Source organism: Cereibacter sediminicola (assembly GCF_007668225.1).
Taxonomy (GTDB): domain Bacteria; phylum Pseudomonadota; class Alphaproteobacteria; order Rhodobacterales; family Rhodobacteraceae; genus Cereibacter_A; species Cereibacter_A azotoformans.
Window position 1 is genome coordinate 1 of sequence record NZ_VDEK01000012.1, and the last position, 13145, is coordinate 13145.

At 67.9% G+C, this 13145-nt stretch carries 11 protein-coding genes and 1 other RNA gene; 8 read left to right on the forward strand and 4 right to left on the reverse strand.

The genetic code is table 11. The features are described from left to right. On the reverse strand, positions 1-1216 hold a 1216-nt coding region (locus tag FG154_RS09925), incomplete at its 3' end, for a site-specific integrase (RefSeq protein WP_145107190.1). Positions 1217-1320: 104 nt separating this feature from the next. Beyond that, an RNA gene (ffs, locus tag FG154_RS09930) (signal recognition particle sRNA small type) lies at positions 1321-1419 on the reverse strand. A gap of 196 nt (positions 1420-1615) precedes the next feature. On the opposite strand from ffs, the gene nudC reads away from it, so the two are divergent. Beyond that, entirely contained in the window at positions 1616-2569 is a 954-nt protein-coding gene (nudC, locus tag FG154_RS09935) for an NAD(+) diphosphatase (protein ID WP_145107192.1), read from the forward strand. A gap of 36 nt (positions 2570-2605) precedes the next feature. Further along, positions 2606-3088, forward strand: coding sequence for an SRPBCC family protein (locus FG154_RS09940; RefSeq protein WP_186312329.1), 483 nt, complete (start codon positions 2606-2608; stop codon positions 3086-3088). Between the two features lie 20 nt (positions 3089-3108). On the opposite strand, the gene FG154_RS09945 is transcribed toward FG154_RS09940, so the two are convergent. Next, on the reverse strand, positions 3109-3942 hold the full coding sequence (locus FG154_RS09945; protein WP_145107198.1) for a prephenate dehydratase: 834 nt from the start codon (positions 3940-3942) through the stop codon (positions 3109-3111). Between the two features lie 120 nt (positions 3943-4062). On the opposite strand from FG154_RS09945, the gene FG154_RS09950 reads away from it, so the two are divergent. The 6 genes from FG154_RS09950 (at position 4063) to FG154_RS09975 (ending at position 11740) form a co-directional block, all read left to right on the forward strand. Next, positions 4063-4590: a c-type cytochrome gene (locus FG154_RS09950; RefSeq protein WP_145107200.1), complete on the forward strand. Its 528-nt coding sequence runs from the start codon at positions 4063-4065 to the stop codon at positions 4588-4590. A 178-nt stretch (positions 4591-4768) separates the two neighbouring features. Continuing rightward, positions 4769-6700 (forward strand): extracellular solute-binding protein, encoded by a 1932-nt coding sequence (locus FG154_RS09955; protein ID WP_145107202.1) that lies wholly within the window; start codon positions 4769-4771, stop codon positions 6698-6700. Positions 6701-6715: 15 nt separating this feature from the next. Then, positions 6716-7804 carry a microcin C ABC transporter permease YejB gene (locus FG154_RS09960; protein ID WP_145107205.1) on the forward strand — a complete coding sequence of 363 codons (1089 nt, stop codon included), beginning with the start codon at positions 6716-6718 and terminating at the stop codon, positions 7802-7804. A gap of 1 nt (position 7805) precedes the next feature. After that, on the forward strand, positions 7806-8912 hold the full coding sequence (locus FG154_RS09965) for an ABC transporter permease (RefSeq protein ID WP_145107207.1): 1107 nt from the start codon (positions 7806-7808) through the stop codon (positions 8910-8912). Then, positions 8909-10510: an ABC transporter ATP-binding protein gene (locus FG154_RS09970; protein WP_145107210.1), complete on the forward strand. Its 1602-nt coding sequence runs from the start codon at positions 8909-8911 to the stop codon at positions 10508-10510. Before FG154_RS09965 ends, FG154_RS09970 begins: the two co-directional genes overlap by 4 nt. 6 nt (positions 10511-10516) lie before the next feature. Continuing rightward, entirely contained in the window at positions 10517-11740 is a 1224-nt protein-coding gene (locus tag FG154_RS09975; RefSeq protein ID WP_145107212.1) for a glycosyltransferase family 4 protein, read from the forward strand. 6 nt (positions 11741-11746) lie between these two features. Here FG154_RS09975 and hemN read toward each other — a convergent pair whose 3' ends face one another. After that, the gene (hemN, locus tag FG154_RS09980) at positions 11747-13099 is read right to left on the reverse strand and encodes an oxygen-independent coproporphyrinogen III oxidase (RefSeq protein ID WP_145107214.1); all 1353 of its coding nucleotides are present in this window, start codon (positions 13097-13099) and stop codon (positions 11747-11749) included. Between the last annotated feature and the right edge of the window lie 46 nt (positions 13100-13145).

Sequence of the window (13145 nt, forward strand, 5' to 3'; positions counted from 1 at the left end):
ATCGCAGCCCAAACCGCAAACGCCTGAGTGTCCGGTGAAACGGGGGCAAAACCAGCGACATTTCCGATGAGTTTCGAACGCCGGTGTAGAGCATGATCAGTGTTGCCCACTGGTTCAGACCGTATTCCCCGGGGTCGGCGAACAGGGGGTGTCCGAAGATCTGCTTGAGCTCGTCGCGGGTGAACGGCAGCCGGGTCGCTTCCCGGTGAACCTTGCTGCCAGTGTCCACTCGGATGCCGAGGGCCGGGTTTGCCTCGACGTGGCCGTTGTTCGAGGCCCACTGTAAGACGGTGGACAGGTGCGACAGCCACTTCATGTTGATGGTCTTCGGCTGCAGCGTCGCGAACGGCTCGCTCCGCTTCTTGTTCGCCTTGATTGCCTGCGGAAGCGTCAGACCCCGGAAGCGCATCGTGTAGCGGTTCGGGGTTTCAAGAAGCGCCTGCTTATAAGCGATAACGTCCCGCTTCATGATGGTCTTGACGGGCATGTCCCCACCCATGAACTCGGAGAACATGCGGACGGCAAGTCCGTGCTCCTCCATCGTCTTCGGGGCGAGGGTCCGCCCGCCCGCCGTGCGCTCCCTGTGAAAGCCGGCGAGGGCCTGGGACAGCAAGAGGCCGCCCGTGGCACCGACATCGGCGGTCCTGGTGGTTTCAGGATCCGGCGCGGTCAGCAGCTCGCTTCTCGGCTCGCTCGGCTTCACCTGCCCGGCGTCACGTTCTTCGAAGCGGGCAAGCGCTTCAAGCTGCACCTCGGCCAGGGCGCGCAGCAGATCGGCGCGGGACGTGTCCGGCGCCTGTCCCTTGCGGTGCAGCTCATCGGCGCCAAAGCCGATCAGCGCCTCGGCCTCTTCAGGTGAAGCCTTGCCAGCCGCCACCAGTCGAAGCCTGTTTGCGTAGACAGACCGACTCCGCCGTTCGTCGTCTTCCAGCCCGGACGTGCGCGCGCGGCGACCGAGGTCGTCGGCATCCAGCTCGGCCTGGTAGTGCGCCTTGGCGGCGGTCGAGAGGGTCGGGCGCTGCGCTGCGAGTGCTTCGCGAGCATCGTCCAGAATCGCGTGGAAGCCGTTCAGGACGGCGAGCGCCCGGCGGTCGCGGTCGTTCTTGTCGCCTGGCAGGTCGGCCACCAGCTCGCGCTTGCCGACAAGGCCTCGGAGCTCCTCGGGAACCGTGAGGCGTGCGCGCCACTTCCCGCGCACCATCTGGACGTTCTTCATGCTCAGCCACGGCCCGTTTTGTAGCAGTTCTTGTAGCAGAACTTGGGGCACATTCCCTTGAAGAACAAGGGTTACCAGCGCGATCAGTGGCTTGAGGGGGTGCTAGGTGAGAGGCTGGACATCGACCCAGACGGGGCTCGTTACGGCTGCTTCCTTCCGGACCTGACCGGGTTGGCGAGGCGCCTGCCCGCGCCAACCTCTCGCGGCCGATATAGGCCGGGCGGCCCGCATTTGCAAGCGCCCCGGAAACGCAGCATGTCTCGGGGCTCATGCGCCGCGCCCGAGGCAATGCTGTCGCGGCGGCCCGGCCGCAAGGCGCCTCCGAGCCCCTTGGCCGGGCGGGCGCGGCGTGGCATGACGGCCGACGGGTGGCGGGGGCGCCGGCTGTGGGAGGGCGGAATGCGCATCGCGGAAACGGTGACCTTCGGAGGCTCGGGGCTGGATCGGGCAGGGCGGCTCAGGGCGGATGTCGAGGGGCTGGCGGATCTGCTCGGGGCAGGGTGGATCCTGCCGGTCTGGCGTGGCCGCCCGCTCTGCGCAGATGGCGGGCACCTGGGCTGGCTCGAGGCCGGCCATCCGGTGCTGGCCGGGGCCGATGCGCCCGTCTTTCTCGGGCTCGACGGAGACCTGCCCCGCTTTGCCGCCGACATCTCGCACTGGTCGCCCGAAGCGGGGGCCGAGGCGGTGCAGGCGGGCTTCTTCGATCCCTCGTTCCAGACCCATCCGGCGCTGCCCGGGGCCCTGGGCTTCGGCGAACTGCGCGGTGTCATGCTGCGGCTCTCACCCCGCGAGGCCGAGCTTGCGGCGACGGCCAAGGCGCTGGTCCAGTGGCACCGGAGCCACCGCTTCTGCTCGGCCTGCGGCGCGCCCTCGGCGCCCACCGAGGGCGGCTGGCACCGCCGCTGCACCGCCTGCGCGGCGCAGCATTTTCCGCGGACGGATCCGGTGGTCATCATGCTCGTGACCCACGGAAACCGCGCGCTGATCGGCCGCTCGCCCGGCTGGCCCGAGGGCGTCCACTCCTGTCTGGCGGGATTTGTCGAGCCGGGCGAGACGATCGAGGCCGCCGTGCGCCGCGAGGTGCTGGAGGAGGCGGGCGTGACCGTCGGCCCCGTGCGCTACCTCGCAAGCCAGCCCTGGCCCTTTCCGGCGTCGCTGATGATGGGCTGCCACGGGATCGCCCTCACGGACGAGATCACCCTCGACCCGGCCGAACTCGAGCAGGCCTGCTGGGTCTCGCGCGAGGAGATGCTGACGGTGATGGCCGGGCGCCATCCCGCGATCAAGCCGGCGCGCGAGGGTTCGATCGCGCATTTCCTCATCGCCAACTGGCTTGCGGACCGGCTGGATTGAGGCCAGAAGGCGCCGGAACGCGAAGGGGGACGGATCATGCGGCTGAGCGCGAAGGAAGTCGTCGAGGCTCCGATAGAGTTCGTTTGGGGGCAGCTTTCGGACTTCACCCTGTGGGAGCGGACCGCGCTGAGGCGCGGAGTCGAGGTGCAGCGGCTGGACGGCGCGCCGACCGAAGGGCCGGGCATGGCCTGGCTGATCCGCTTCGGATACCAGGGCAAGCCGCGCGAGGTGGACATGCGCCTCGCCGGCGCCGAGCCCGGCCAGCGCCTGCTGTTCGAGGCCGTCGGACATTCGATGAAGGCCGACCTGACGCTCGATTTCCACGAGGTCGCCCCGCGCCGGACGCGGGTGACGGTGGTCTCGGAGGTCCGGCCCCTGTCGATGACCGCGCGGGTCTTCATCCAGTCGCTGCGGCTTGCGCGGGGCAAGCTGCAGGAGAAATACGACCGGCGCATCGCGGGCTTTGCCGCCGACATCGAGGATCGCTGGAAGGCGCGCCGCAGAGACACGCAGGGCTGAGCCGAAGCCCCGCGCGCCGGTCAGCCTCGCCCGGGATCGGCCGGATAGACGCCGAGGATCTCGGACTGGCTGGTGAAGAAGCCCAGTTCATCGAGCGCAAGCGCCACGTTCGCATCTTCCGGATGGCCCTCGATGTCGGCGTAGAACTCGGTCGCGGTGAAGGATCCGCCGACCATGTAGCTCTCGAGCTTGGTCATGTTGATCCCGTTGGTGGCAAAGCCGCCGAGCGCCTTGTAGAGCGCGGCCGGGATGTTGCGGACGCGGAAGGTGAAGGTCGTGACCATCTTGCCCGGGCCGCGCCGGCTCCAGTCCGCCTCGCGCGACATGACGAGGAAGCGGGTGGTGTTGTTGGACTGGTCCTCGATGTGGCGGGCGATCACGTCGAGGCCATAGATCTCGCCCGCAAGCTCGGACGCGAGCGCCGCGAGCGCGGGGTCGTTCTTCTCGGCCACCAGCCGCGCCGATCCTGCCGTGTCGGCGCCGGTCACGGGGCGGATTGCGTGGTCGCGCAGGAAGGTGCGGCACTGGCCCAGCAGCACCGTATGGCTCATGGCGCGCTCGATCCGATCGATCGGCGTGCCGCGCACGGCCAGCAGGTTGATATGAACGCGCACGAACGCCTCGTCCACGATCCGCAGGCCAGAGCCGGGCAGCAGCGTGTGGATGTCGGCGACCCGGCCGTAGGTCGAGTTCTCGACCGGCAGCATCGCCAGATCGGCCTCGCCCGCTCGGACCATCTCGATCGCATCCTCGAAGGTGCGGCAGGGGACGGCCTCCATCCCGGGCCGGGCCTGCCGGCAGGCCTGGTGCGAATAGGCTCCGGGTTCCCCCTGGAAAGCGATTCGGCCGGTCATGACTAGGGTCTCCGCGATCAAAAACAGGTTGTCCCCGCGTCCGGCGGCGCTACTACACCTTGAAAGGATGGGGAAGAAGCGGATACATGTCCCGCGGACCCAAATCGAGGTAAATGCGACATGTTCGACACGATGACCCTGACGAAGGCGGTCGGCGCCGGGTGCGGCGCGCTCCTGGTATTCCTGCTCGGTTCCTGGGCGGCCACCGGGCTCTACACCACCGGCGGGGGTCATGGCGAGGATGCCGTGCAGGCCTATGTGATCGAGACGGGCGGCGGCGGGGCAGCCGAGGAAGAGCCCGATGCCGAGGCCGTGCCCTTCGCCGAGCTGGTGGCTGCGGCCGACCCGGCGGCCGGGCAGAAGGTCTATGCGAAATGCGCGGCCTGCCACAAGCTCGACGGGTCGAACGCCACCGGCCCGCATCTCGACGGGATCATCGATCGCGCGGTGGCGGGTGTTGACGGCTTTGCCTATTCGGATGCGATGGTGGCCCATGCGGCCGATGCGCCGACCTGGACGGTCGAGGAACTCGACGCCTTCGTGCAGAACCCCAGGAGCCATGTGCCCGGCACCAAGATGACCTTCGCGGGCCTGCCGAAAGAGCAGGATCGGGCGGACGTCGTGGCCTATCTCGCCTCGCTTCAGTAACGCGGGGCCCAGGCCCTGCGGCAGGCCGCCCACCGGGCGGCCTTTTTGCTGTCCGGGCGGGCTCTTGCAGCCCCTGTCACGCAATCGCAACTTGAGGCCGCTGCGGGTTGCACCGTAGCATGGTCCACCGCAGGGCCGTTTGAGGCCCAGGCGAACGGAACGTGGCAGGGAGAACGGTATGGGTGGAGTCGCGGCGCGCACGGCGCAGGGCAGGGTCGCAGTCTCGAGACTTCCCGACGTGCAGTCATGGCTTCTGGGGGGGCTTGGTCTTCTGCTCGTCACGGCCGCGGCGCTTCCCGTTCGCGCGCAGGAGGATGAGACGATCATCCGCTCGCATGGCATCTCGACCTTCGGCGACCTGAACTATCCGGCCGATTTCACACACCTCTCCTATGTGAATCCCGACGCGCCCAAGGGGGGCGAGATCTCGGAATGGGCCTTCGGGGGGTTCGATTCGATGAACCCCTACTCGGTCAAGGGCCGGGCCGCCGCGCTCTCGTCGATCATGTACGAATCGATCCTGACCGGCACCGCCGACGAGATCGGCGCCGCCTACTGCCTGCTCTGCGAGACCCTGGAATATCCCGAGGACCGCAGCTGGGTGATCTTCAACCTCCGCCCCGAGGCGACGTTCTCGGACGGAACGCCCGTGACGGCCGAGGACGTGGTCTTCTCCTACGAGACCTTCCTCACCAAGGGGCTGACCGACTTCCGCACCGTCTTTGCCCAGCAGGTCGAAAGCGCCGAGGCGCTCGACACCCACCGGGTCAGGTTCACCTTCAAGCCGGGCATCCCCACCCGCGACCTGCCGCAGGACGTGGGTGGCCTGCCGGTGCTGTCCAAGGCGCACTACGAACGCGAGGGGCTGGATCTCGAGGAGGGCGGCCTCAAACCCTTCCTCGGCTCGGGGCCCTATGTGCTCGACCGGATGAACGTGGGCCAGACGGTCGTCTATCGCCGCAACCCCGACTATTGGGGCAACGATCTGCCGATCAACCGCGGGCGGGGCAATTTCGACCGCATCCGCATCGAATATTACGCGGATTACAACGCGGCCTTCGAGGGCTTCAAGGGCGGCAGCTACACCTTCCGCAACGAGGCCTCCTCGATCCTCTGGGCCACCGGCTACGACTTTCCGGCGGTGGGCGCGGGCCATGTGACGAAGGTGGAACTGCCCGCGGGCGCCAAGGCCACGGGGCAGGGCTGGATGATGAACCTGCGCCGCGACAAGTTCCAGGACCCGCGCGTGCGCGAGGCGCTGAACCTCATGTTCAACTTCGAATGGTCCAACCAGACCCTCTTCTACGGCCTCTATACCCGCGTCGATTCCTTCTGGGAAAACAGCTACCTCGAGGCCGAGGGCCCGCCCTCCGAGGCCGAGGTGGCGCTGATGAGGCCGCTGGTGGACGAGGGGCTGCTGCCCGAGTCGATCCTGACCGAGCCTCCCGTCAGCCCGGCCGGATCGGGCGACCGGCAGCTCGACCGGCGGAACCTGCGCGCGGCCAGCAAGCTCCTGGACGATGCCGGCTGGGCGGTGGGCGCCGACGGCCTGCGCCGCAACGCCGGCGGCGAGGTGCTGCGCATCGAGTTCCTGAACGACAGCCAGACCTTCGACCGCGTCATCAACCCGTTCGTCGAGAACCTGCGGGCGCTCGGGATCGACGCGCTGATGACGCGGGTGGACAACGCCCAGATGGAAAGCCGCACCCGGCCACCGAGCTACGATTTCGACATCACCACCGGAAACGCGCGCACCAACTACATCTCGGGTTCCGAGCTGAAGCAGTATTACGGCTCGGAAACCGCCGATGTTTCCAGCTTCAACATGATGGGGCTGAAGAGCCCGGCCGTGGACCGCATGATCGAGATGGTGCTGGCGGCCGAGACCTCGGACGAGCTTGAGGTGGCGACCAAGGCGCTGGATCGTGTGCTGCGGCTTCAGCGGTTCTGGGTGCCGCAATGGTACAAGGCCAGCCACACCGTCGCCTATTACGACATGTATGAGCATCCCGAGGAACTTCCGCCCTACGCGCTGGGAGAGCTGGACTTCTGGTGGTTCAACCCCGACAAGGCCGAGGCCTTGCGCGCGGCGGGCGCGCTGAGACGCTAAGGGGTCGCATCCCAGATGGGAGCCTACATCCTCCGGCGGTTGCTGCTGATCGTGCCGACTTTGTTCGGCATCATGGTCATCAACTTCGCCCTGACGCAGTTCGTGCCCGGCGGCCCGATCGAGCAGGTGCTCGCGCGGCTGGAAGGGCAGGGCGACGTGTTCCAGACCGTGGCGGGCGGCGGCGATGCCGGCACCAGCAGTACGCCCACCGCGCAGGCCGGCGAACGCTATGTCGGCTCGCGCGGGCTTCCGCCCGAGTTCATCGCCCAGCTCGAGCGGCAGTTCGGCTTCGACAAGCCGCCGCTGGAGCGGTTCCTCGACATGATGTGGAACTACATGCGGTTCGACTTCGGCGAGAGCTACTTCCGCTCGATCTCGGTCGTGGATCTGGTGCTTGAGAAGATGCCGGTCTCGATCACGCTGGGGCTGTGGTCGACGCTGATCGCCTATCTGGTCTCGATCCCCCTGGGCATCCGCAAGGCGGTGCGCGACGGCACCAGCTTCGACACCTGGACCAGCGGCGCGATCATCGTGGCCTATGCAATCCCGGGCTTTCTGTTCGCGATCCTGCTGCTGGTGCTGTTTGCCGGTGGCTCCTACTGGCAGTGGTTCCCGTTGCGCGGGTTGACATCTGACAACTGGGAGAGCCTGTCGCTCTGGGGCAAGATCGTCGATTATTTCTGGCACATCACGCTGCCGGTGGTGGCCTCGACCATCTCGGCCTTCGCCACGCTGACGCTGCTGACGAAGAACTCGTTCCTGGACGAGATCCGCAAGCAATATGTGATGACCGCCCGCGCCAAGGGCCTGACCGAGGGCCGGGTGCTCTACGGCCATGTCTTCCGCAACGCCATGCTGATCGTGATTGCCTCGTTTCCGTCCGTCTTCGTCTCGGTCTTCTTCGGCGGCAGCCTCATCATCGAGACGATCTTCTCGCTCGACGGGCTGGGGCGGCTGGGGTTCGAGGCGGCGGTGGCGCGCGACTATCCGGTGATCTTCGGCACGCTTTTCGTCTTTGGCCTGCTGGGGCTGCTGATGGGAATCCTGTCGGACCTGATGTATGTCTGGATCGACCCCCGGATCGACTTCGGGACGCGGGGCTGAGATGGCGCTCTCTCCGCTCAACCAGCGCCGCTGGCGCAACTTCAAGGCCAACCGGCGGGCCTACTGGTCGCTGTTCATCTTCTCGATCCTGTTCGGCCTGTCGCTGTTCGCCGAGATCCTGGCCAACGACAAGCCGCTCCTGGTCAGCTATCGCGGCGGGCTTTACACGCCTATCACCCATTTCTACCCCGAGACCGTCTTCGGCGGCGATTTCCAGACCGAGGCCGCCTACCGCGACCCCGAGGTGCGCTGCCTGATCCGCTCGGGCGGGCTCGAGGCCTGCCTCGACGATCCCGAGGCGGTGGAGGATCAGATCGACACGGGCATGGTGGATGGCGAGCCCATCGAGGCCGGCTGGCTGCTCTGGCCGCCGATCCCCTACAGCTACGACACGATCAACGACATCGGCCGGGCCGCCCCCTCGCCCCCCGACGCCAACCACTGGCTCGGCACCGACGACACGGCGCGCGACGTGCTGGCCCGCGTGATCTACGGCTTCCGCCTGTCGGTGGCCTTCGCGCTGATCGTGACCTTCCTGACCTCGGTCATCGGGATCGCGGCGGGCGCGGTGCAGGGCTATTTCGGCGGCCTGACCGACCTGATCTTCCAGCGGGTGATCGAGCTGTGGGGCTCGACCCCCTCGCTCTACATCATCATCATCGTGGCCGCGATCTGGCAGATGGATTTCTGGCTTCTGGTGGGCCTCATGGTGCTCTTCGGCTGGACGAGCCTGATCGGCGTCGTCCGGGCCGAGTTCCTGCGCGCGCGCAACTTCGAATATGTCCGGGCGGCGCGGGCGCTGGGCGTGTCCGATCTGGTCATCATGTTCCGCCATGTGCTGCCGAACGCGATGGTGGCCACGCTGACCATGCTGCCCTTCATCATCACCGGCACGATCGGCAGCCTCGCCGCGCTGGACTTCCTCGGCTTCGGGCTGCCCTCTTCGGCGCCCTCGCTGGGGGAACTCACGCTGCAGGCCAAGCAGAACCTGCAGGCGCCGTGGCTGGGCTTCACCGCCTTCTTCGCCTTCGCGATCATGCTGTCGCTGATGGTCTTCATCTTCGAGGGCGTGCGCGACGCCTTCGACCCGCGAAAGACCTTCCGATGAGCGTTCTCGAGGTGAAAGAGCTGACCGTCCGCTTCCGGCAGGACGGCCGCGTGGTCGAGGCGGTCAGGCGCGTCAGCTTCTCGGTCGGGCGCGGCGAGACGGTGGCGCTGGTGGGGGAAAGCGGCTCGGGCAAGTCGGTGACGGCGCTCTCGACCGTGTCGCTCCTGCCCGACAGCGCCGAGGTCTCGGGGTCGGTCCGCTATGGCGAGCGCGAGATGGTGGGGGCGCCGGAACCCACGCTGCGGAAGGTGCGCGGCAACGACATCAGCTTCATCTTCCAGGAGCCGATGACCTCGCTGAACCCGCTGCACACGATCGAGCGGCAGATCGGCGAGAGCCTCGCCCTGCATCAGGGCCTGACCGGCGAGAAGGCGCGGGCGCGCATCCTCGACCTGCTGGTGAAGGTGGGCATCCGCGACCCCGAAAGCCGGCTCGGCGCCTATCCGCACCAGCTGTCGGGCGGGCAGCGGCAGCGGGTGATGATCGCGATGGCGCTGGCCAACGGCCCCGACCTGCTGGTCGCGGACGAGCCCACCACCGCGCTCGACGTGACGATCCAGGCGCAGATCCTGGACCTGCTGGCCGAGCTGAAGGCGAAGGAGGGGCTGAGCCTTCTGTTCATCACCCACGATCTGGGCGTGGTGCGGCGCATCGCCGACCGGGTCTGCGTCATGCAGGGCGGCGAGATCGTCGAGCAGGGGCCGGCGGCGCAGATCTTCGCAGCGCCGCAGCATCCCTACACGCAGAAGCTGCTGGCGGCCGAGCCGAAGGGCCGGCCCGATCCGGTGCCGGCCGGCGCGGCCGAGATCGTGCGCACCCGCGACCTGCGCATCTGGTTCCCGATCCAGCATGGCATCCTGCGGCGCACCGTCGGCCATGTGAAGGCGGTGAACGCCGCCAGCCTCTCGATCCGAGAGGGCGAGACGCTGGGCGTGGTGGGCGAGAGCGGCTCGGGCAAGACGACGCTGGCGCTGGGCATTCTCAGGCTGATCGAGTCGCAGGGGCCGATCACCTTCCTCGGGCAGGAGATCCAGTCGCGCCGGGCGCGGGCTCTGCGCGAGATCCGGCGCGACATGCAGATCGTCTTCCAGGACCCCTATGGCAGCCTGTCGCCGCGCATGACGGTCGAGCAGATCATCGCCGAGGGGCTGGGCGTGCATGGGGTGGAAAAGGGCCGCAACCGACGGGACATGGTGGCCGAGATCATGACCGAGGTGGGCCTCGACCCCGCCGCGATGGGCCGCTACCCGCACGAATTCTCGGGCGGGCAGCGCCAGCGCATCGCCATCGCCCGCGCGATGATCCTGCGGCCGCGCTTCGTGGTGCTGGACGAGCCGACAAGCGCGCTCGACATGACCGTGCAGGTCCAGATCGTGGAGCTTCTGCGCGCGCTGCAGCGCAAGTGGGGGCTGGCCTATCTGTTCATCAGCCACGACCTGCGGGTGGTGCGGGCCTTGTCCCACAAGGTTCTGGTCATGAAGGACGGCGATGTTGTGGAGGCTGGCGAGGGCGACGAGGTCTTCGAGCGGCCCAAGACCGACTACACCCGCACCCTGCTGGCCGCCGCCTTCGGAGGCCCGGTGCGCCAGCCCGCCTGAGGCGCCATGAAGATCCTGTTCGTCCACCAGAACTTTCCCGGCCAGTTCCTGCATCTGGCGCCCGCGCTTCAGCGCGCCGGACACGAGTGCCTGGCCCTGACCGACGCGGACAACGGGCGCGACTCGCCCATCCCGGTGCTGCGCTATCGCCACGCGACCCCCGCCCCCGATCCGCAGGCGACGCGGCTGGGGCGGAACTTCACGCAGATGAGCGACCGGGGCGTGACGGTGGCCCGCGCGGCGCTGCAGCTGCGCGACCAGAAGGGCTACAGGCCCGATGTCATCTTCGGCCATTCCGGCTGGGGCGAGACTCTGTTCCTGAAGGAGGTCTGGCCCGAGGCGCGGCTGCTGATCTATGCCGAGTTCTACTATCGCGGGACCGGGCAGGACGTGGGCTTCGATCCCGAGTTCGATCGGCGCGCCTTTGACGCGGTGATGATCGCGCAGGGCAGGGCGGCGCATCTGGGGCAGGCGTTGCTGCATGCCGACGCCGGGCTGTCACCGACGCACTGGCAGGCTTCGACCTACCCGGCGGCCCTGCGGCGGCAGATCGAGGTGATCCACGACGGGGTGGATACCCTGTCGATGGCGCCCGACCCCGGCGCATCCTTCGCGCTGCCGGACGGGCGCGTGCTTCGCCCCGGGGATGAGGTGCTGACCTTCGTCAACCGCAACCTCGAACCCTACCGCGGCTATCACATCTTCCTGCGCGCCTTGCCCGAGGTTCTCTCGGCACGGCCCGACGCGCAGGTGGTGCTGGTGGGCGGCGAGGGCGTGAGCTACGGCCCCGCACCCACGACGGGCAGCTGGAAGCAGCGTTTCCTCGACGAGGTGGGGAGCGGGCTCGATCTCTCGCGCGTGCATTTCGTGGGGCGCGTGCCCTATGACAGGTTCAGGGCGTTGATGCAGGTCAGCCGGGCCCATGCCTATCTGACCTATCCGTTCGTCCTCTCCTGGTCGATGCTCGAGGCGATGTCGGCGGGCGCGCTGGTGATCGGCTCGCGCACCGCGCCGGTCGAAGAGGTCATCGAGCACGGGCGAAACGGGCTGCTGGTCGATTTCTTCGACGTGGCCGGCTGGTCGCGCGCCATGATCCATGCCCTGGCCGAGCCCGAGCGGTTCCGGCCGCTGCGCGAGGCCGCGCGCGACACGATCCTCGGCCGCTACGACCTGCGCACGGTCTGCCTGCCGCGGCTGGTGGCGTTCGTCGAGCGGCACCAGCCGGTGTGATCAGGTTCAGACCGTGTCCGGCCGCCTGCGGCTCTGGTCGTAGGCGTCGAAGGTGCGGGCGATCATGCGGGTGAGGGGGCGGCCCTCGTCGGTGATCTCGAGCCCGTGGCCCGTGATCTCGACCATGCCGGGGAAGGCGGCCGCGCAGCTGCGGAACAGGGCCTCGAGCCGCTCGGGCGTGATGGCGAACCGGGCGAGGATCTGGGCGCGGCTGATGCGGAAATCGCAGAGAAGCTGCTCGATCATGCGCCCGCGCAGCCGGTCATCGTCGGTCAGCGCGTGGCCGCGGCTGGTCGAGAACCGCCCGGACCGGATCGCGCGCAGGTGATCGGAGGTGCTTGGCGCGTTCTGGGTGAAGCCCTGCGGAAAGCGCGAGATGGCCGAGGCTCCGATCCCGATCAGCGTCTCGGCCCGGTCATCGGTGTAGCCCTCGAACGAGCGGCGCAGCCGGCCGCAGGCGCGGGCGTGGGCGAGCGGATCGCCGGCGCGGGCGAACTTGTCGAGGCCGACGGGCTGGTAACCATCCCACAGGATCAGGTCGCGCGCCGTCTCGAACAGGCGCAGACGTTCTTCCGGGCAGGGAATGGCGGCCGAGGGCATCATCAGCTGCCGCCGCGAGATCGCGGGTACATGGGCGTAGCCCAGCACCGCCACCCGATCGGGCGAAAGCGCCAGCATCTTCTGCACCGTGTCCGCAATGCCCTGCGGGGTCTGGTGCGGCAGGCCGTAGAGCATGTCGATGTCGAGCCCCTCGAGCCCGCTGGCGCGCAGATCCTCGGTGAGGCGCCGGGTCAGGTCATGGCCCTGTTCGCGGCCGATGGCCTTCTGGATCATCGGGTCGAAATCCTGCACGCCGATCGAGACGCGGTTCATGCCGGCCTCGAAGAGCGCATCGAGCCGGGCTGCGTCGATCTCGTTCGGATCGACCTCGACCGAGAACTCGGTCTCGGGCCCGTAGGGCAGGGCGTCGCGAATCGCCAGCACCAGTTCGCGGATCAGGTCGGGCTGCAGGAGCGTGGGGGTGCCTCCGCCCCAGTGCATCCGCGACAGGCGGACCCCGGGCGCGAGCCGCGAGCGGATCAGGGCGATCTCGGACTTGAGGGCTGCGGCATAAGCGCGCACCGGCGCGTCCGAACTCGTGCCCTGCGTGCGGCAGGCGCAAAACCAGCACAACCGGCGGCAGAAGGGGACATGCAGGTACAAGGACACTGAACTTCCGGCAGGAATGGACGAGATCCATCCGGCATGAAGCTGTTGTGTCACCCCTTCGCCAAAGTGGGGGGCGGTCGGGTAGCTCGTGTAGCGTGGAACCCGCGCGTCAAAGAGCCCGAGTTTTGCAAGATGAGAAACCGACTCCATCGGCTTTCGCTAGGGGCGAAAGTCGTTTATTGCTTTGATTCAGATC